Genomic DNA, 18,080 nt, shown 5'->3' on the forward strand with positions numbered 1-18,080 from the left:
GCGTTCACAATCGAACCCCTGGCGAAAAAACACGAAAGCCCCGTATTACGGGGCTTTTGGCGTTTCAGAACGCGTGATTGTTTCAAGCTGTTAAAACCTGGCACGCCCCCTGCAATAGTCCATTCAGTGATTCAGTTCACTACCCGGTTTCGGGGACCTTGGTACAGGCAGGCCGGGGATTCCCCTCTTTACATCGGGCTCACACCGCACTTGCGACGAGCCCAAACAGTTTTGGGGCCCTTGATACAGGCAGGTCAGGGGTTCCTTCTTTACACCGGGCTCACGATGCAATGCGCGAGCCCTGCCGTTTTGGGAACCTTGGTACAGGCAGGCCGGGGATTCCCTCTTTTATTGCTCCCGGAGATGGATCTCCAGCCGCCAGCGGTCATCGACCTCGCTACCGGCCCACTCGCCTTGCAGTGGCCGGGCCGCCACCACCGACAGCAACAACCCCCCATCACTCAATCGCACCCGCCAGTTCACGTTCTTGTCGTTGAGCTTGAGCTGGCCTTTCTGCGTCTTGCCCTGCGCCTCGAACAGCAACGCCAGGCTGCCGTCGATAAACTCGCCGTGGGACTTGGGTTCGTTGTTGAACCACACCACCAGGCCGTCGTTCGTCACCTCGATCTGCTGCAATTCACTGGGGTCGGGCGTGGTCAGGCGACCGATCATCAGGCCCACCATTACCCCGACAATCGCCAGCGAACCCATCACGCGCGGGAATAGTTTCGAACGGGGATCCGCTTGCGGCGTAGAATGCCCGTCATCTTTACCTTCGGAGCCGTGCATGTTTCACGTCATCCTTTTTCAACCAGAAATTCCGCCGAATACCGGCAACGTTATCAGGCTGTGCGCCAACAGTGGCTGCCACCTGCATTTGATCGAACCGCTGGGCTTCGAGATGGACGACAAGCGCCTGCGCCGGGCCGGCCTCGACTATCACGAGTATGCCACCCTGCAGCGCCATGCAGACCTTGCCAGCTGTCTGGAGAGCCTTGGTCATCCAAGGGTGTTCGCGTTTACCACCAAGGGTTCGCGGCCGTTCCATGACGCGAGCTTCGCAGAGGGCGATGCCTTTCTGTTCGGCCCGGAAAGCCGAGGCTTGCCGGCGGAAGTGCTGGATGCCCTGCCCAGCGAACAACGCCTGCGTTTGCCGATGCGCGAAGGCTGTCGCAGTCTGAACCTGTCGAACACTGTGGCGGTTGCCGTCTACGAAGCCTGGCGGCAGAACGACTTCAAATAACACCCCATAACAAATGTGGGAGTGAGCCTGCTCGCGATGGCGGTGTGTCAGCTGACATTGATGTCATCTGACACACCGCCATCGCGAGCAGGCTCACTCCCACACGGGTGTAGCTGCGCAGCTTATTGAACGGTTGGAGTCTCGCCAGCCGCCTGCATGCGTTGCAGTTCTTGTGCGTACAGCGCGTCGAAGTTCACCGGGGCCAGCATCAGGGCCGGGAACGAACCACGGGTCACCAGGCTGTCCAGGGTTTCGCGAGCGTACGGGAACAGGATGTTCGGGCAGAACGCGCCGAGGGTGTGGCTCATCGAAGCGTCGTCCAGGTTCTTGATCAGGAAGATCCCGGCCTGCTGCACTTCAGCGATGAACGCTACTTCTTCACCGTTTTTCACGGTCACGGACAGGGTCAGCACGACTTCGTGGAAGTCGCCTTCCAGTGCCTTCTGGCGGGTGTTCAGATCCAGACCGACGCTTGGTTCCCACTGCTGGCGGAAGATCGCCGGGCTTTTCGGGGCTTCGAACGACAAGTCACGTACGTAGATGCGCTGCAAGGAGAATTGCGGTGCGGTTTCTTCTTCGCTAGCTGCAGTGTTCTGTTGGTCAGTCATCTCAGATCCTTTCTGATCTTGGGGTCTTATAGGGAAGGCATTCAGGCCTTGAGCATGGCGTCGAGCTTGCCGGCGCGCTCAAGGGCAAACAAATCATCACAACCGCCAACGTGGCGCTCACCGATCCAGATCTGCGGCACGGACGTGCGCCCGGCCTTCTGGGCCATGGCGGCGCGCACCTGCGGCTTGCCATCGACCTTGATCTCTTCGAAGGCCACGCCTTTGTTCTCGAGCAGGTACTTGGCTCGCGAGCAGTAAGGGCAGTAATCGCTGGAATAGACGACGACGTTGCTCATATCACTTCACCAGCGGCAGGTTGTCGCCTTTCCAGCTGGAAATACCGCCGGACAGCTTGGCGGCGGTGAAGCCGGACTTCATCAGTTCGCGAGCGTGAGTGCCGGCGGTCTGGCCCATGGCGTCGACCAGGATGATGGTCTTGGCCTTGTGCTTTTCCAGTTCGGCCACGCGAGCGGCCAGTTTGTCGTGAGGAATGTTCAACGCGCCAACAATATGACCGGCGGCGAAATCCTTGACCGGACGAATGTCGATCACAACGCCCGCGTCCTTGTTGACCAGGCCGGTCAGTTCACCGGTGCTCAGGCTGCGGCCGCCGCCTTGCATCTGATAGGCGATCAGCAACGCCAGCAGTACCACGAAGATACCGACGAGCAGATAGTGGTTAGTGGCAAATTCAATCAGGTGAGCAACCATCGAAGGAGGTTCCAGGGCGTTAAAATGTCGGCCAGTATACACAGCCACTATGGTGGGCCAAACCCCGTCCGGCGGTGACGCCGTCGGAACTTCGCTTTAAACTGCCACTCCCTTTTCCATTGCCCTCTTTTAACTCAGCCACGAGTGGAATCCATGACTACCACGCCTAAACCTTTGGTCCTGATTATTCTCGACGGCTTCGGTCACAGTGAGAGCCCTGAATCCAACGCCATCTATGCGGCGAAGAAGCCCGTACTGGACCGTCTGTGGGCCACCGTGCCGAACGGTCTGATCTCGGGCAGTGGCATGGACGTCGGCCTGCCGGATGGCCAGATGGGCAACTCCGAAGTCGGCCACATGAACCTCGGTGCCGGCCGCGTTGTGTATCAAGACTTTACTCGCGTGACCAAATCGATCCGCGACGGCGAGTTCTTCGAGAACCCGACCATCTGCGCGGCTGTGGATAAAGCCGTTGCCGCCGGCAAAGCCGTGCACTTCATGGGCCTGCTGTCCGATGGCGGCGTTCACAGCCACCAGGATCACCTGGTTGCCATGGCCGAATTGGCTGCCAAACGCGGCGCGGAAAAAATCTACCTGCACGCCTTCCTCGATGGCCGCGACACGCCGCCGAAAAGCGCCCAGTCGTCGATCGAACTGCTCGACGCGACCTTCCAGGCCCTCGGCAAAGGCCGGATCGCCAGCATTATTGGCCGTTACTTCGCCATGGACCGCGACAACCGCTGGGACCGCGTGTCCCAGGCTTACAGCCTGATCGTCGAAGGCAACGGCGAATTCAACGCCGCCACCGCCCAGGAAGGCCTGCAAGCCGCGTACGAGCGTGGCGAGAGCGACGAATTCGTCAAAGCCACCTCCATCGGTGAGCCGGTTAAAGTCGAAGACGGCGACGCCGTAGTGTTCATGAACTTCCGCGCCGACCGCGCCCGCGAGCTGACCCGCGTGTTCGTCGAAGACGGTTTCAAGGATTTCGAACGTGCGCGCCAGCCAAAACTGGCCGGTTTCGTCATGCTCACCCAATACGCCGCCAGCATCCCTGCGCCATCGGCCTTCGCCGCCGGCAGCCTGGACAACGTGCTCGGCGACTACCTGGCGAAAAACGGCAAGACGCAGCTGCGCATCGCCGAAACCGAGAAGTATGCCCACGTGACCTTCTTCTTCTCCGGCGGTCGTGAAGAACCGTTCCCGGGCGAAGAACGCATCCTGATCCCGTCGCCGAAAGTCGCCACTTATGACTTGCAGCCGGAAATGAGCGCGCCGGAAGTCACCGACCGCATCGTCGATGCCATCGAAAACCAGCGTTACGACGTGATCGTGGTCAACTACGCCAACGGCGACATGGTCGGCCACAGCGGCGTGTTCGAAGCAGCGGTGAAAGCCGTGGAATGCCTGGACCTGTGCGTCGGCCGCATCGTCGATGCGCTGGACAAAGTCGGCGGCGAAGCGCTGATCACGGCGGATCACGGCAACGTCGAGCAAATGTCCGACGAAACCACCGGCCAGGCGCACACCGCGCACACCACCGAGCCGGTGCCGTTCATTTATGTCGGCAAGCGTGACTTGAAGGTGCGTGAAGGCGGCGTGCTGGCGGATGTGGCGCCGACCATGCTGAAGCTGTTGGGCCTGGAAAAACCGGCTGAAATGACCGGGACTTCGATTCTGGTGTAACCCGGTCGCTCAAACACCGCCAAACCCTGTAGGAGCAAGCTTGCTCGCGATAGCCGTCTGACCGTCGACATCTATGTTGAATGTTAAGGCCCTATCGCGAGCAGGCTCGCTCCTACAGTGGGTTTGCGTGGTTTTTCGGGCCGGTTATCACACAGCCCCAATTGGGCGTTTTTTTTGCAGCGTGGGGCGGGCATACTAGGCCGTCCCTTTCCCTGGTGTCGCCCGCCTCTATGCTTCGCGTCCTGATAGCCCTTGCCCTGACTTGCCTGCTCCAACCGGCCTTTGCTGACGAGCGCGCGCAAACCCAACAACAGTTGGACGCCACGCGTCAGGACATCGCCGAGCTGAAAAAACTACTGGGCAAGCTCCAGGAAGAGAAATCCGGGGTGCAGAAAGACCTCAAGGGCACCGAGACCGAGATGGGCAAGCTCGAGAAGCAGGTCGAAGCCCTGCAAAAAGAGCTGAAGAAAAGCGAATCCGAGCTGCAGCGTCTCGATGGTGAGAAAAAAAAACTCCAGAGCGCGCGCATTGAACAGCAAAGACTGATCGCCATTCAGGCCCGCGCGGCCTATCAGAACGGCCGTCAGGAGTATTTGAAACTGCTGCTCAACCAGCAGAATCCGGAAAAATTCGCCCGCACCCTCACCTATTACGATTACCTGAGCCAGGCCCGCCTGGAGCAGTTGAAGAGTTTCAACGAAACCTTGCGCCAACTGGCCAATGTCGAAAAAGACATCGCCCTGCAACAAGCGCAGTTGCTGGTGCAAAAGAGCAGCCTCGACAGCCAGCGCGATGAACTCGACAAAGTCCGTCAGGAACGCCAGCAAGTCCTCGCCAAGCTCAGCGATGACGTAAAGGCTCGTGATCAGAAGCTGGCCGCCCGCGAGCAAGATCAGGCAGACCTGTCTAAAGTCCTTAAAACCATCGAAGAAACCCTGGCCCGCCAGGCTCGTGAGGCAGAAGAAGCGCGGCAAAAAGCGCTGATTGCCCAGCAGGAAGCCGAAAAAAAGCGTTTACGTGAGGCTCAGGCGGCAGCAGATGCAGACGCCACTGACGCCCCACGCAAACCCGTTAAGTCGACACCCGGCGCCCTGGTATCAAGCTCAGGCGAGACGTTTGGCGGCCCGTTTGCTTCCAGCCGGGGAAAACTTCCATGGCCGGTTGATGGTCGACTGCTGGCACGCTTTGGCGAAACCCGTGGCGACGACGCCCGCACCAAGTGGGACGGCGTGATGATCAGCGCCTCCGCCGGCAGCCAGGTGCATGCCGTGCACGGTGGTCGCGTGGTGTTTGCCGATTGGCTGCGCGGTGCCGGCTTGCTGGTGATCCTTGACCACGGCAACGGTTTTTTGAGTCTTTACGGTCACAACCAGACGCTGCTCAAGTCTGCGGGTGACGTGGTGAAAGCCGGTGAGTCCATCTCCACTGTCGGTAACAGCGGCGGGCAGGACACTCCAGCACTGTATTTCGCAATTCGTCAGCAGGGTCACCCGAGTGATCCGGCGCAATGGTGCCGCGCGCAAGGATAGGCGTTGAGTCACCTACATTAGGAGTTCGTTCGACATGCTGCATTTGTCCCGTCTTACCTCGCTGGCCCTGACGATCGCCCTGGTGATCGGCGCGCCTCTGGCGTTCGCTGCTCAACCAGCTCCGGCGGTCGCGCCTGCGGGCACTGCTGCGACCACCAAGGCGCCGTTGCCGCTGGAAGAGTTGCGCACCTTTGCAGAGGTCATGGACCGGATCAAGGCAGCCTATGTCGAACCGGTGGACGACAAGACCCTGCTGGAAAACGCCATCAAAGGCATGCTCAGCAACCTCGACCCGCACTCCGCCTACCTGGGCCCGGAAGACTTCGCTGAATTGCAGGAAAGCACCAGCGGCGAATTCGGCGGCCTGGGCATCGAAGTCGGCGCCGAAGACGGCTTCATCAAGGTGGTTTCGCCTATCGATGACACACCCGCTTCGAAGGCCGGCATTCAGGCCGGCGACTTCATCGTCAAGATCAACGGCCAGCCGACTCGCGGCCAGAGCATGACCGAAGCCGTGGACAAGATGCGCGGCAAGATCGGCCAGAAAATCACCCTGACCCTGGTTCGCGATGGCGGCACGCCGTTCGACGTGACCCTGTCCCGCGCCATCATTCAGGTGAAGAGCGTGAAGAGCCAGTTGCTGGAGTCCGGCTACGGCTACATCCGCATCACCCAGTTCCAGGTCAAGACCGGCGAAGAAGTCTCCAAGGCCCTGGCCAAGTTGCGCAAGGACAACGGCAAGAAGCTCAAAGGCATCATCCTCGACTTGCGTAACAACCCGGGCGGCGTGCTGCAGGCGGCGGTGGAAGTGGTCGACCACTTCATCACCAAGGGCCTGATCGTTTACACCAAGGGTCGCATCGCCAACTCCGAGCTGCGCTTCTCCGCTACCGGCAAAGACGAAAGCGAAGCGGTGCCGATGGTTGCGCTGATCAACGGCGGCAGTGCCTCGGCCTCGGAAATTGTTGCCGGTGCCTTGCAAGACCAGAAACGCGCGGTGGTCATGGGCACCACCAGTTTCGGCAAGGGCTCGGTGCAAACCGTGCTGCCGCTGAACAACGACCGTGCGCTGAAGATCACCACGGCGCTGTATTACACGCCTAACGGCCGCTCGATCCAGGCCCAGGGCATCGTCCCGGACATCGAAGTGCGCAAGGCCAAGATCACCAGCGAGCAGGACGGCGAATACTTCAAGGAAGCCGATCTGCAAGGTCACCTGGGCAATGGCAACGGCGGCGCCGACAAACCGACCGGCTCCAGCGGCAAGGCCAAAGCGATGCCGCAGGACGATGACTACCAGTTGGCCCAGGCCCTGAGCCTGCTCAAAGGGTTGAGCATCACTTCCGGCCGCTGATATGCGCCTGCGGTTGGTTCTCGGTCTGCTGTGCTGTCTGGCGGGTGTTGCTCACGCGGCGCCCGCCCCTCAAAAAGCCTACATCAGCCTGATCATCGATGACCTGGGGCAGAACCTGCCCCGGGATCGCCGCGTGCTGGCCCTGCCCGGCCCGGTGACCACGGCGATCATGCCCGACACACCCCACGCCACCGAATTCGCCCGCGAAGCCCATCGCGCCGGCAAGATCGTCATCCTGCACATGCCGATGGACCCCGCCACGGGGCCGTTCGCCTGGCATCCCGAGCTGCCCATCGAAGAGCTGCAGAAGCGCCTCGACGCGGCGTTCAAAATGGTCCCGTACACAAGCGGCATCAACAACCACATGGGCAGTCGCATGACCGCACAGCAACCCGCCATGGCCTGGTTGATGGCGGAGTTGCAGCGGCGGCACAAGTTCTTCGTCGACAGCCGCACCAGTGCGCAAACCGTGGCAGCGGCCGAAGCGCAGAAGATTGGGTTGGCGAGTGTTTCGCGGGATGTGTTTCTGGATGATGAGCGAACGGAAGCGGCGATCTTCACCCAGCTACAGACCGCGATCAATCTGGCACACAAGCAGGGTTCGGCGGTGATGATCGGGCATCCGTATCCGCAGACACTGGCAGTGCTGGAGCGCGAATTGCCGAAGCTGAAAGCTCAGGGCATTGACTGGATTGATATCAAGTTGATGATCAGCGTGCGCAGTAACCGCGCAACGACTGCGCACGGCAAGGATGGCGTGTACCGCTAATCAACGGAACCACTGTAGGAGCCGGCTTGCTGGCGATGGCGGCCTCGAATCATGCATCGATTTCACTGCCACTATCGCCGGCAAGCCGACTCCTACAAGGATTGGGTGTACGGTTAGAGATACCGCCCCATGATCTCGTCCACCACGCCTTCCTTGCGCAGCTGATCCAGCGCGGCTTGCAGCTTGGCAACGGTTTCATCCGGCACGTCTTTGTTCAGCGCCAAATACAACTCCGCACTGTTGAAGCGCAGCACGGTCTTGAGCCCGGTGACACCGTCCTGACGCGCCAGGTAACGCCCGGCCGGGTCGCCCGTGGCCCACAAGTCGATCTGGCCGCTGGTCAGTTTCTTCGCGTTGTCCTGATCCCGAAGCACAACAATCGGCTTTAGCCCTTGCTTGGCCAGCGTCTCGGCAATCGCGTCGCCCTTGTACGCACCGATCTTGTATTTGCGCGCATCTTCCAGCGTTTCCAGACTGATCTTGCTGTCCGCCTTGGCCAGCATGATCCAGTCATCCGGACCGATCGGGCCGACCCACTTGAAGAGCTTCTCGCGGTCCGGCAATCGCGCCATCACAAAAACACCGTAACCGGGTTTTTCCAGGGCAAGTTTGTAGATTCGCTCCCAAGGGAAACGCAACGTCAGGCTGTAGGTTACGTCGGCACGCTTGAACATCTCGCGGACAATGTCCACGGCGATGCCATTGATATTCTCGTCCTGAGCGAAGTTTTTGCCGTTCTTGGCCATGTTGTAAGGCGGGAAGTTTTCCGTCAGCAGCACCAGGTCGGCGTCGGGATTTTCGGTAGCGTGCACGCCACTGATCTGCAATAGAGAAGCGCTGGCGAGGGCAAGAAGAAGGCGTTTGAGCATGTCTGGCTACCGAGATCCATGGCGTACCCAAGAGTGCCTTGAGCCCGCCATGATGTCCACTGGCCTGTATCGTTTGTTTAGCGCATCACGATGCCGCGATGGGCCATGTAGGCCTTGGCTTCCTGCACGGTGTATTCGCCGAAGTGGAAAATACTCGCGGCCAGAACTGCGCTGGCGTGACCTTCGATAATGCCGTCGGCCAAATGCTGCAGGTTGCCGACGCCGCCGGAGGCGATCACCGGAATACCCAGCGCATCGCTGATCGCACGGGTAACGCCCAGGTCGAAACCGTTTTTCATACCATCCTGGTCCATGCTGGTCAGCAGGATTTCGCCGGCACCCAGGCCTTCCATCTTCTTCGCCCACTCGACCGCGTCGAGACCGGTCGGCTTGCGCCCGCCGTGAGTGAAGATTTCCCAGCGCGGGGTTTCGCCCGGACCAGAGACCTTCTTCGCGTCGATGGCGACAACGATGCACTGCGAACCGAAATGCTGCGCCGCCTCTCCCACGAATTCCGGGTTGAACACAGCGGCAGTGTTGATCGAGACCTTGTCCGCGCCGGCATTCAGCAGGTTGCGAATGTCCTGCACGGTGCGCACGCCGCCGCCAACGGTCAGCGGAATAAAGACCTGGCTGGCCATGCGCTCAACGGTATGCAGCGTGGTGTCGCGACCGTCCACGCTGGCGGTGATGTCGAGAAAAGTAATCTCGTCGGCACCCTGCTCGTCGTAACGACGGGCGATTTCCACCGGGTCGCCGGCATCGCGGATGTTTTCGAACTTCACACCTTTGACGACCCGGCCGTTATCCACGTCCAGGCAAGGGATGATGCGTTTGGCCAGCGCCATGGTCAGTCCTCAGCCTTTGTACGAATCGCAGAAAGCTTGCGCTTCAGCGACGTCGAGGGTGCCTTCGTAGATCGCCCGGCCGGTGATCGCGCCGATGATGCCCGGTGCCTTGGCGTCGAGCAGCGACTTGATGTCACCCAGGTTGTGGATACCACCGGAAGCAATAACCGGGATCTTCGTGGCAGCGGCCAGCGCAGCGGTGAACGGCACGTTGCAGCCCTGCATCATGCCGTCTTTGGCGATGTCGGTATAAACGATTGCAGACACGCCGTCGGCTTCGAATTGCTTGGCCAGGTCGATGACCTGAACGGTGCTGATTTCAGCCCAGCCATCGGTGGCGACGAAACCGTCTTTGGCATCGAGACCGACGATCACTTTGCCCGGGAACGCGCGGCAGGCTTCGGCGACGAAAGCCGGATCTTTCACGGCTTTGGTGCCGATGATCACGTAGCTCACGCCCGCTTTGACGTAGTGCTCGATGGTTTCCAGCGAGCGGATACCGCCGCCGATCTGGATCGGCAGGTTCGGGTAGCGCTTGGCGATGGCGGTGACCACTTCGCCGTTGACCGGCTGGCCTTCGAAGGCACCGTTCAGGTCGACCAGATGCAGACGACGGCAACCGCCCTCCACCCACTTGGCGGCCATGCTCACAGGGTCATCGGAGAACACCGTGGAATCTTCCATGCGGCCCTGGCGCAGACGAACACAGGCACCGTCCTTGAGATCGATAGCGGGAATAATCAGCATCTGGCAAACCTTCAAATTCGAGTGTTCAGCTTCGCTCGGAAATCAGTTTTTCTCGAGCGCCCACAAGTCGCTTTCGATGCTTTCGAACCTTTCTTTAAGGTGCGTCTGCACATCGAAAATCGCCCTGTTGTAATAGTGCGGCGCAATTTCACGGGTAAACAGCTCAAGGATTTCGGCCGCTTCGAACGAACCCAGGTCCAGTTCGAAGCGATCCTCCATGAAGCGTTTGATCTTGTGATTGGCCTCGTTCTCCTGCTCGGGAGTGAGGGTCAGGATCGGCGGCTTCTTCTTGACGGCCATTTACCAGCGACCATCCCAAGCAGCGAAGTTCTGCAGCAATTGCAGGCCATGGGTATGGCTCTTCTCCGGGTGGAACTGCACGGCGAAACGCGAGCCATCGGCCAGCGCCGCAGCGAAATCGACACCGTAGTGACCGCCACCGACCACCTGCCGCGCGTTACCGGCGGCGATGTAATAGCTGTGCACGAAGTAAAAACGCGCCAGGTCCGGAATGTTGTGCCACAGCGGGTGACTCACCGTCTGCTTCACTTCGTTCCAGCCCATGTGCGGGACTTTCAGGTGTTCGCCGTCTTCAACAAGGCCTTTGCCGAAGAACTTCACCGCGCCCGGGAACAGACCGATGCAGTCGACGCCGTCGTTCTCTTCACTTGTGTCGAGCAAGGCTTGCATGCCGACGCAGATGCCGAGGAACGGACGGTCCTGGCTGACTTCACGCACCAGCGAGTCGAAACCCAGGCGACGGATCTCTGCCATGCAATCGCGAATCGCGCCGACGCCGGGGAAAACCACCCGGTCAGCCTCGCGAATCACGTCGGCATCACTGGTGATCAAGACCTTGCCGGCACCGACGTGCTCGAGGGCCTTGGCCACCGAGTGCAGGTTGCCCATGCCGTAATCGATAACCGCGACCGTCTGCATTACAGAACGCCTTTGGTCGATGGCATCTGACCGGCCATGCGGTCATCGAGCTCTACGGCCATGCGCAGCGCGCGGCCGAAAGCCTTGAACACGGTTTCGATCTGGTGGTGGGTGTTGGTGCCACGCAGGTTGTCGATGTGCAGGCTGACCAGCGCGTGGTTGACGAAGCCCTGGAAGAATTCCTGGAACAGGTCAACGTCGAAACCGCCAACAGTGGCGCGGGTATAAGGAACATGCATCTGCAGGCCAGGACGACCGGAGAAGTCGATCACCACGCGCGACAGCGCTTCATCGAGCGGCACGTAGGCGTGGCCGTAACGACGGATGCCTTTCTTGTCGCCGATGGCTTTGGCGAAAGCCTGACCCAAGGTGATACCGACGTCTTCCACGGTGTGGTGGTCGTCGATATGCAGGTCGCCCTTGCTGACGATATCCAGGTCGATCAGCCCGTGACGGGCGATCTGGTCCAGCATGTGCTCAAGAAAAGGAACACCGATATCAAATCGGGCCTTTCCGGTGCCATCCAGGTTGATCGAGGCTTTGATCTGGGTTTCCAGAGTGTCGCGCTCGACTGACGCCTTACGTTCGGCCATCACCAGCTCCGCAAAATCATTGGGCGAAAAAGGCAGCCATTATAGGGGCGCGGGCGGGAAACAGAAACACGAGAGGTGATATGACTGACGGATAGAACCCCGCTCCGTCGGGGATAGACATGTCCATACAAGCCAGGATTCATTGCAAATGCACGGCTTTTGACCTCTGTAGGAGCCGGCTTGCTGGCGATCCAGACACCGCGGTTATGCAGACATACCGCGTAATCGTTCATCGCCAGCAAGCCGGCGCCTACAGGTTTTGCGTTAGTGGAATAGAACTGCCGTTTTCTGCAGGGTCACCCAAACACCCCACGCCAACGGAATCCCCACCACCAGCCACGCGGCAACCGCCAGAGGCTTGGTGCCTGCATCCGCTTTCCACTCCAGCACGGTGCTGGCATCAGCACCCTTGTCGTGGCCCAGCGCCTGTTCGGCGGCCAGTTCAGCGTCGGTCATGAAGTACTTGTCGGCCACCGGACGCACCAGCAGGTTGCAGATGAAACCCAGCACCAGCAAGCCCGCGAGGATGTACAGCGTGATGTCGTAAGCGGCGGCACGTTCAACGCCGATGCTCAGCTGATACTCACGCAGGTAGTTCACCAGCACCGGACCCAACACACCCGCTGCCGCCCAGGCGGTCAACAGACGACCGTGGATCGCACCAACCATTTGCGTACCGAACAGGTCCGCCAGGTAAGCCGGCACCGTCGCAAAACCGCCGCCATACATCGACAGGATGATGCAGAACGCCGCCACGAACAGCGCAACGTTGCCCAGGTGACCAAGGTTCGGGATCAACGCGTACAGCGCAAAACCGAGGGCGAAGAACACGAAATAGGTGTTTTTACGGCCCAGGTAATCCGAGAACGATGCCCAGAAGAATCGGCCACCAATGTTGAACAGGCTCAGCAAACCGGTGAAGCCGGCAGCAATCGCGGCAATCGAGGCCAGTTGGCCCGCGTCGAGCTGACCAAACGTCTGGTCGGTGCCGAGCAATTTGCCGGCGAACACTTCCTGCAACAGCGGCGAAGCCATGCCGAGGATGCCGATACCGGCGGACACGTTCAGGCACAGCACCAGCCATACCAGACGGAATTGCGGGGTTTTCCACGCCACATTCACGTGCACGTGACGATGAGTGATCATCGCGTTCGAAGCTTTTTTCGCCGGAGCGGTCCAGCCTTCAGGCTTCCAGCCGGTTGGCGGTACGCGGTAAGACAGTGCGCCACCGATCATGAACACGAAGTAGATCGCGGCCATCACCAGGAAGCTCTGCCACACGCCCACGCTGTCTGCCGAAGCGAAGTGCCCCATCAAGGCTGCGGCCAGCGGTGCACCGACCATCGCGCCACCGCCGAAACCCATGATCGCCATGCCGGTCGCCATGCCGCGCTTGTCCGGGAACCACTTGATCAGGGTCGAGACCGGCGAGATGTAACCCAGGCCCAGGCCGATACCGCCAATGACCCCGGAGCCGATCCACATCAGCCAGATCTGGTGCGTATACACACCCAGCGCCGAAATCAGCAGACCACCACACCAGCACAGTGCCGACACAACGCCAGCCTTGCGCGGCCCGGCGTGTTCCAGCCAGCCACCCCAGATCGCGGCCGAGCAGCCGAGGAAGATGAAGAACAGGGTGTAGATCCAGCCGAGCATCGAGATCGGCCAGTCGCATTGCGACGAGAACACTTGCGAGATGAAGCTCATGTCCGGTGCACAGGCCACCGCCTTGGTCACGCCCAGGGCTTTGGACAGCGGCAACCAGAACACCGAGAAGCCATAGGCCATGCCGATGCAGAGGTGGATGGCCAGCGCGGCCGGTGGCACCAGCCAACGGTTGAAACCGGGCTTGGCGATGATGCGTTCCTTGGACAGGAACGCAGGCTGATCGGCGCTGAGGCCGTCTGCCGTAATGCTCGTGGTCATTGTGTATCCCCCAATTATTAGTATGGTTCGCCAGCCACTGCTCACCTCCAGCCTTTATGCGCACGCATGACTGTTTTTTTGAGGTGAAGCTCCATTTTGGTGCGACATCGCGTCGCAGAAGGACGGACGAACCGGCAGAGGTTACCATTTGCACGTGACAGAAAAACCAAACTGATATCACGTTTTTGCAAGTCATCTGTTCTCGTACCACTGAAGGAACCGTCATGCCTGTCATCGTCGAGCTGCTGAACGAAGCCACCTACCAGGATCAGCAGGATTTGCAGAAGATTTACCGCGATGCGCCGGATTGGCTGTTCGCGCCGTTTGACGATGATGTGCAGTTGATCGAAAGCTGCCTGCGGGACGGCTCGTTGATCGCCGGGCGTTTCAATGATCGCCTGCTGGGCGCGGCACGCTTGCAAAGGCACCAGGACGTCTGGCACCTGTCCCAACTATGTGTACGAAAAATCACCCGTCGTCGTGGGGTTGCCGAGCGAATGGTGAACGAAGCGCAGAAACTGGCGTCGCAATCGGGTGCGACATTGCGCCTGCTGGCGCCTGCCGGACACCTTGAGTCCCAGGCGCTGGCGGCCAAACTGAAAGTGCCACTGGATGTGCTGCCGGGTTGATCGCTGACCGGTCGTCCACTTCTGAGCGCTATACTCCCCGGCTAAATCGACTAACTACAAGGACTCGCCCATGAAAGCGTTCGGCAAAATCCTGGGTCTGGTACTTCTCGGGTTGTTGCTGATCATTGTGGCGCTGGGCTTTGCCCTGACCCACCTCTTCGATCCCAACGACTATAAAGACGAGATTCGCCAGATTGCCCGCGACAAGGCCCACATCGAGCTGACGCTCAATGGCGACATCGGCTGGAGCCTGTTCCCGTGGCTGGGCCTGGAATTGCACGAAGCCAGTGTCGCGACCCTGGCCAAGCCCACCGAACCGTTCGCTGACTTGCAGATGCTCGGCCTGTCGGTGCGCGTGCTGCCGCTGCTGCGCCGTGAAGTGCAGATGAGCGACGTGCGCGTCGAAGGCCTGAACCTGCGCCTGAACCGCGACAAGGACGGCCACGGCAACTGGGAAGACATTGGCAAGGTACCGGCGACTGCCAACTCGACCGCTCCTGCGGTCACGCCCGGCGAACCTGCACCGCAAACCACCGTTCAAGTGGAAAAACCGGCGCAGCCGATCCGCCTGGACATCGACAGCCTGACCGTCAACAACGCCCGCGTTGAATACAGCGACGAGAAGACCGGCCAGCATTTCAGCGCCGAAAGCATCCAGTTGAGCACCGGGCCGGTCCACGATTCGACCAACATCCCGGTCAAGCTCACCGCGTTCCTGGGCACCAATCAGCCCGTTCTGCGGGTCCGCACCGAGCTCAATGGCGAGCTGCGTTTTGAACGCGCCTTGCAACGCTACAAATTCGAGGACATGAAGCTGTCCGGCGAAATCGCCGGCGATCCGCTACAAGGCAAGACCGTGACCTTCGCCGCCCAAGGCCAGTTGCTGCTGGATAAAGCAGCGAACGTCGCCGAATGGACTGGCATCAAGATTTCCGCCAACCAGTTGCGCGCACTGGGCGAACTGAAGGTCAACGACCTCGACAAAACGCCGCAAATCAACGGCGGCCTTTCGATTGCCCAATTCGACCTGGCGAAATTCGTCGACAGCATCGGCCAGAAACTCCCGGCGATGGCTGAAGGCAGTTTGAGCAAAGTTGAACTGGTCAGCCGCATTGCCGGTACGCCGACCAGTCTGGTGCTCGACAACATCAACCTGAAAGTCGATGACAGCACCTTCAGCGGTCGTATTGCCGTCGAGGATTTCGCCAAGCAATCGCTACGCGCGGCGCTCAAGGCTGACACCTTCAACGTCGACCGCTACCTGCCGCCAAAATCCGCCGAAGCCAATAGCGCGACGCAAGTGCGCCAGGCCGAAGTGGCCAGCACCGAAGCCGATGCCATGGCCGGCGCAGGCAGCACACCGCTGCCGGACAAGCCCACCAAAGACGCGTGGAGCAACGAGCGCCTGCTGCCGGTGGAGCGCCTGAGCAAACTCGACGTGGATGCTGACCTGACCTTTGGCCAGTTGACCCTCGACAAGCTGCCGATCCAGAACGCGGCGCTCAAGGCCAATGGCAAGGAAGGCCTGCTGACGCTTGAGAACCTGCGCGGCGACCTGTACGACGGCACCTTCGAATCCAGGGGCACCCTCGACGTGCGCCAACAGGCACCAGCGCTGAACATGCAGACACGCATCAGCAAAGTGCCTGTGGAAAAAATCCTCGAAAGCCAAGGTAAAAAACCGCCAGTCAAAGGCCTGGTCACGCTCGACAGCAACCTGACCGGCAATGGCAACAGCCAGAAAGCGCTGATCGAAACCCTCAACGGCAATGCCAGTTTCGTCATCAACAACGGCGTGCTGCTCAATGCCAACCTCGAACAGCAATTGTGCAAAGGCATCGCCACGCTCAACCGCAAATCCCTCAGCGGCGAACCACGCGGCAAGGACACGCCATTCCAGGAGCTCAAGGGCAACCTGACCTTCCGTAACGGCGTGGCCAGCAACCCGGACCTGAAAGTGCGCATCCCGGGCATGACCGTGAATGGCGACGGCGACGTCGACCTGCGGGTATTGGGCATGGACTACCGCGTCGGCATCATCGTCGAAGGCGATACGAGCGCCATGCCGGATCCGGCCTGTCAGGTCGGCGACAAATTTGTCGGCATCGAATGGCCGCTGCGTTGCCGTGGCCCGCTGGAGCTCGGCGCCAAGGCTTGCCGCCTCGACAACGAACGCATGGGCCAGGTCGCGTCCAAAATGGCGGGCGACAAAATCAGCGAAAAAATCGACGAGAAGCTTGGCGACAAAGTCAGTCCCGAGCTGAAAAACGCATTGAAGGGGCTGTTCAAGCGATGAGATCCGAGCAGTTTTCATCGGCGGTGCTGGACTGGTACGACCGCCACGGCCGCCACGATTTGCCTTGGCAGCAAGGCATCACACCGTATCGGGTGTGGGTCTCGGAGATCATGCTGCAGCAAACCCAGGTCAGCACCGTGCTGAATTACTTCGACCGGTTCATGGCCTCGCTGCCGACGGTCGAAGCCCTGGCCGCCGCGCCGGAAGACGAAGTGCTGCACCTGTGGACCGGCCTCGGTTACTACACTCGCGCGCGCAATTTGCAGAAGACCGCGAAGATCGTCGTCACTGAGTACGGCGGCGAATTTCCGCGGGATGTGGAAAAGCTGGTCGAGCTGCCGGGGATCGGCCTGTCCACGGCGGGCGCCATCGCCAGCCTGAGCATGGGCCTGCGGGCGCCGATCCTCGACGGCAACGTCAAACGCGTCCTGGCGCGCTTTACGGCGCAAGAGGGTTATCCGGGCGAGCCGAAGGTCGCGAAACAGCTGTGGGCCAACGCTGAGCGCTTCACGCCGCATGATCGGGTCAACGCCTACACCCAGGCGATGATGGATCTGGGCGCCACGCTTTGCACCCGTAGCAAACCGAGCTGCCTGCTCTGCCCGCTGGAAAAGGGCTGCGAAGCGCACATGCTCGGCCTGGAAACCCGCTACCCGATCCCGAAGCCACGCAAAGCCGTGCCGCAGAAGCGCACGCTGATGCCGATGCTCGCCAACGGAGACGGCGCGATTCTGCTTTACCGTCGCCCTTCCACGGGCTTGTGGGGCGGTCTGTGGAGCCTGCCGGAACTCGACGACCTCGACGACCTGCAACATCTGGCCTCACAGCACTCGCTGGAGCTGGGCACACAACAAGCACTGCCGAACCTCGTACACACGTTCAGCCATTTTCAGTTGTCCATCGAACCCTGGCTGGTTCAGGTCCAGGAGGCCGGCCATCACGTGGCCGAGGCCGACTGGCTCTGGTATAACCTCGCCACCCCGCCGCGCCTGGGCCTTGCTGCCCCGGTCAAAACCTTGCTCGAACGCGCGGCCGCCGTATTGAACGCAGGAGAGTCGTCATGACCCGCACCATCATGTGCCGCAAGTACAAAGAAGAATTGCCAGCCCTGGAGCGCGCTCCATTCCCGGGCGCCAAAGGCCAGGACATTTTTGACCACGTCTCGGCGAAGGCCTGGGCCGACTGGCAGAAACACCAGACCCTGCTGATCAACGAAAAACGCCTGAACATGATGAACGCCGAAGACCGCAAATATCTGCAAGGCGAGATGGACAAGTACTTCTCCGGCGAGGAATACGCCAAGGCTGAAGGCTACGTTCCGCCGGCTGAGTAA

At 60.3% G+C, this 18,080-nt stretch carries 20 protein-coding genes; 9 read left to right on the forward strand and 11 right to left on the reverse strand.

The window, feature by feature from the left end:
- Nucleotides 1-348: 348 nt before the first annotated feature.
- Nucleotides 349-789: a hypothetical protein gene (locus IB254_RS10140; RefSeq protein ID WP_192417196.1), complete on the reverse strand. Its 441-nt coding sequence runs from the start codon at nucleotides 787-789 to the stop codon at nucleotides 349-351.
- On the opposite strand from IB254_RS10140, the gene trmL reads away from it, so the two are divergent.
- Nucleotides 788-1,243: a tRNA (uridine(34)/cytosine(34)/5-carboxymethylaminomethyluridine(34)-2'-O)-methyltransferase TrmL gene (gene trmL, locus IB254_RS10145; RefSeq protein ID WP_192417197.1), complete on the forward strand. Its 456-nt coding sequence runs from the start codon at nucleotides 788-790 to the stop codon at nucleotides 1,241-1,243. The genes IB254_RS10140 and trmL overlap by 2 nt on opposite strands.
- Before the next feature lie 122 nt (nucleotides 1,244-1,365).
- On the opposite strand, the gene secB is transcribed toward trmL, so the two are convergent.
- Genes secB through IB254_RS10160 form a run of 3 tightly spaced genes read right to left on the reverse strand, consistent with a single transcriptional unit; the run spans nucleotide 1,366 to nucleotide 2,562 of the window.
- Nucleotides 1,366-1,851 carry a protein-export chaperone SecB gene (secB, locus tag IB254_RS10150; protein ID WP_007897410.1) on the reverse strand — a complete coding sequence of 162 codons (486 nt, stop codon included), beginning with the start codon at nucleotides 1,849-1,851 and terminating at the stop codon, nucleotides 1,366-1,368.
- A gap of 41 nt (nucleotides 1,852-1,892) precedes the next feature.
- The gene (gene grxC, locus IB254_RS10155) at nucleotides 1,893-2,147 is read right to left on the reverse strand and encodes a glutaredoxin 3 (RefSeq protein WP_008024917.1); all 255 of its coding nucleotides are present in this window, start codon (nucleotides 2,145-2,147) and stop codon (nucleotides 1,893-1,895) included.
- 1 nt (nucleotide 2,148) lies between these two features.
- Nucleotides 2,149-2,562: a rhodanese-like domain-containing protein gene (locus tag IB254_RS10160; RefSeq protein ID WP_008024918.1), complete on the reverse strand. Its 414-nt coding sequence runs from the start codon at nucleotides 2,560-2,562 to the stop codon at nucleotides 2,149-2,151.
- Between the two features lie 153 nt (nucleotides 2,563-2,715).
- Here IB254_RS10160 and gpmI point away from each other — a divergent pair, with 153 nt between their 5' ends.
- The 4 genes from gpmI to IB254_RS10180 all read left to right on the forward strand — a co-directional run bounded on the left by gpmI (nucleotide 2,716) and on the right by IB254_RS10180 (nucleotide 7,897).
- Nucleotides 2,716-4,245, forward strand: coding sequence for a 2,3-bisphosphoglycerate-independent phosphoglycerate mutase (gene gpmI / locus IB254_RS10165; RefSeq protein ID WP_192417198.1), 1,530 nt, complete (start codon nucleotides 2,716-2,718; stop codon nucleotides 4,243-4,245).
- A gap of 230 nt (nucleotides 4,246-4,475) precedes the next feature.
- Entirely contained in the window at nucleotides 4,476-5,774 is a 1,299-nt protein-coding gene (locus tag IB254_RS10170; protein WP_008024921.1) for a murein hydrolase activator EnvC family protein, read from the forward strand.
- A 34-nt stretch (nucleotides 5,775-5,808) separates the two neighbouring features.
- Nucleotides 5,809-7,128, forward strand: a complete 1,320-nt coding sequence (locus tag IB254_RS10175) for a S41 family peptidase (protein ID WP_192417199.1) — start codon at nucleotides 5,809-5,811, stop codon at nucleotides 7,126-7,128.
- 1 nt (nucleotide 7,129) lies between these two features.
- On the forward strand, nucleotides 7,130-7,897 hold the full coding sequence (locus tag IB254_RS10180; protein WP_192417200.1) for a divergent polysaccharide deacetylase family protein: 768 nt from the start codon (nucleotides 7,130-7,132) through the stop codon (nucleotides 7,895-7,897).
- Nucleotides 7,898-8,010: 113 nt separating this feature from the next.
- On the opposite strand, the gene IB254_RS10185 is transcribed toward IB254_RS10180, so the two are convergent.
- The 7 genes from IB254_RS10185 to IB254_RS10215 form a co-directional block, all read right to left on the reverse strand.
- Nucleotides 8,011-8,766 (reverse strand): substrate-binding periplasmic protein, encoded by a 756-nt coding sequence (locus IB254_RS10185; RefSeq protein ID WP_008024926.1) that lies wholly within the window; start codon nucleotides 8,764-8,766, stop codon nucleotides 8,011-8,013.
- Between the two features lie 77 nt (nucleotides 8,767-8,843).
- Nucleotides 8,844-9,614, reverse strand: coding sequence for an imidazole glycerol phosphate synthase subunit HisF (hisF, locus tag IB254_RS10190; RefSeq protein WP_007972752.1), 771 nt, complete (start codon nucleotides 9,612-9,614; stop codon nucleotides 8,844-8,846).
- Between the two features lie 9 nt (nucleotides 9,615-9,623).
- Entirely contained in the window at nucleotides 9,624-10,361 is a 738-nt protein-coding gene (hisA, locus tag IB254_RS10195) for a 1-(5-phosphoribosyl)-5-[(5-phosphoribosylamino)methylideneamino]imidazole-4-carboxamide isomerase (protein WP_008041005.1), read from the reverse strand.
- A 42-nt stretch (nucleotides 10,362-10,403) separates the two neighbouring features.
- Complete coding sequence (locus tag IB254_RS10200) at nucleotides 10,404-10,661, reverse strand: DUF2164 domain-containing protein (RefSeq protein WP_008024930.1); 258 nt, start codon at nucleotides 10,659-10,661, stop codon at nucleotides 10,404-10,406.
- Nucleotides 10,662-11,300, reverse strand: coding sequence for an imidazole glycerol phosphate synthase subunit HisH (hisH, locus tag IB254_RS10205; RefSeq protein ID WP_192226824.1), 639 nt, complete (start codon nucleotides 11,298-11,300; stop codon nucleotides 10,662-10,664).
- Nucleotides 11,300-11,893: an imidazoleglycerol-phosphate dehydratase HisB gene (gene hisB, locus IB254_RS10210; protein ID WP_003218037.1), complete on the reverse strand. Its 594-nt coding sequence runs from the start codon at nucleotides 11,891-11,893 to the stop codon at nucleotides 11,300-11,302. Before hisB ends, hisH begins: the two co-directional genes overlap by 1 nt.
- A gap of 264 nt (nucleotides 11,894-12,157) precedes the next feature.
- On the reverse strand, nucleotides 12,158-13,822 hold the full coding sequence (locus IB254_RS10215; RefSeq protein ID WP_192417201.1) for an OFA family MFS transporter: 1,665 nt from the start codon (nucleotides 13,820-13,822) through the stop codon (nucleotides 12,158-12,160).
- A gap of 224 nt (nucleotides 13,823-14,046) precedes the next feature.
- Here IB254_RS10215 and IB254_RS10220 point away from each other — a divergent pair, with 224 nt between their 5' ends.
- From IB254_RS10220 to IB254_RS10235, 4 genes are all read left to right on the forward strand, one after another.
- Nucleotides 14,047-14,451, forward strand: coding sequence for an acetyl-CoA sensor PanZ family protein (locus IB254_RS10220; protein ID WP_192417202.1), 405 nt, complete (start codon nucleotides 14,047-14,049; stop codon nucleotides 14,449-14,451).
- A 70-nt stretch (nucleotides 14,452-14,521) separates the two neighbouring features.
- Complete coding sequence (locus IB254_RS10225) at nucleotides 14,522-16,747, forward strand: AsmA family protein (RefSeq protein ID WP_192417203.1); 2,226 nt, start codon at nucleotides 14,522-14,524, stop codon at nucleotides 16,745-16,747.
- A complete protein-coding gene (mutY, locus tag IB254_RS10230; protein ID WP_192417204.1) occupies nucleotides 16,744-17,811 on the forward strand; it encodes an A/G-specific adenine glycosylase in 1,068 nt (355 codons plus the stop codon). The genes IB254_RS10225 and mutY overlap by 4 nt, the downstream gene beginning before the upstream one ends.
- Complete coding sequence (locus IB254_RS10235) at nucleotides 17,808-18,080, forward strand: oxidative damage protection protein (protein ID WP_008024947.1); 273 nt, start codon at nucleotides 17,808-17,810, stop codon at nucleotides 18,078-18,080. Before mutY ends, IB254_RS10235 begins: the two co-directional genes overlap by 4 nt.

Source organism: Pseudomonas sp. PDM03, assembly GCF_014852385.1.
In the GTDB taxonomy this organism is placed as follows: Bacteria; Pseudomonadota; Gammaproteobacteria; order Pseudomonadales; family Pseudomonadaceae; genus Aquipseudomonas; species Aquipseudomonas migulae.

Coding starts and splice junctions, on each gene's coding strand:
- hisA (WP_008041005.1), bottom strand. CDS start 10,361: ATGCTGATTATTCCCGCTATCGATCTCAAGGACGGTGCCTGTGTTCGT.
- hisF (WP_007972752.1), bottom strand. CDS start 9,614: ATGGCGCTGGCCAAACGCATCATCCCTTGCCTGGACGTGGATAACGGC.
- hisB (WP_003218037.1), bottom strand. CDS start 11,893: ATGGCCGAACGTAAGGCGTCAGTCGAGCGCGACACTCTGGAAACCCAG.
- hisH (WP_192226824.1), bottom strand. CDS start 11,300: ATGCAGACGGTCGCGGTTATCGATTACGGCATGGGCAACCTGCACTCG.
- IB254_RS10140 (WP_192417196.1), bottom strand. CDS start 789: ATGCACGGCTCCGAAGGTAAAGATGACGGGCATTCTACGCCGCAAGCG.
- IB254_RS10220 (WP_192417202.1), top strand. CDS start 14,047: ATGCCTGTCATCGTCGAGCTGCTGAACGAAGCCACCTACCAGGATCAG.
- IB254_RS10200 (WP_008024930.1), bottom strand. CDS start 10,661: ATGGCCGTCAAGAAGAAGCCGCCGATCCTGACCCTCACTCCCGAGCAG.
- IB254_RS10180 (WP_192417200.1), top strand. CDS start 7,130: ATGCGCCTGCGGTTGGTTCTCGGTCTGCTGTGCTGTCTGGCGGGTGTT.
- IB254_RS10235 (WP_008024947.1), top strand. CDS start 17,808: ATGACCCGCACCATCATGTGCCGCAAGTACAAAGAAGAATTGCCAGCC.
- IB254_RS10185 (WP_008024926.1), bottom strand. CDS start 8,766: ATGCTCAAACGCCTTCTTCTTGCCCTCGCCAGCGCTTCTCTATTGCAG.
- IB254_RS10215 (WP_192417201.1), bottom strand. CDS start 13,822: ATGACCACGAGCATTACGGCAGACGGCCTCAGCGCCGATCAGCCTGCG.
- IB254_RS10175 (WP_192417199.1), top strand. CDS start 5,809: ATGCTGCATTTGTCCCGTCTTACCTCGCTGGCCCTGACGATCGCCCTG.
- secB (WP_007897410.1), bottom strand. CDS start 1,851: ATGACTGACCAACAGAACACTGCAGCTAGCGAAGAAGAAACCGCACCG.
- gpmI (WP_192417198.1), top strand. CDS start 2,716: ATGACTACCACGCCTAAACCTTTGGTCCTGATTATTCTCGACGGCTTC.
- mutY (WP_192417204.1), top strand. CDS start 16,744: ATGAGATCCGAGCAGTTTTCATCGGCGGTGCTGGACTGGTACGACCGC.
- trmL (WP_192417197.1), top strand. CDS start 788: ATGTTTCACGTCATCCTTTTTCAACCAGAAATTCCGCCGAATACCGGC.
- IB254_RS10160 (WP_008024918.1), bottom strand. CDS start 2,562: ATGGTTGCTCACCTGATTGAATTTGCCACTAACCACTATCTGCTCGTC.
- IB254_RS10225 (WP_192417203.1), top strand. CDS start 14,522: ATGAAAGCGTTCGGCAAAATCCTGGGTCTGGTACTTCTCGGGTTGTTG.
- IB254_RS10170 (WP_008024921.1), top strand. CDS start 4,476: ATGCTTCGCGTCCTGATAGCCCTTGCCCTGACTTGCCTGCTCCAACCG.
- grxC (WP_008024917.1), bottom strand. CDS start 2,147: ATGAGCAACGTCGTCGTCTATTCCAGCGATTACTGCCCTTACTGCTCG.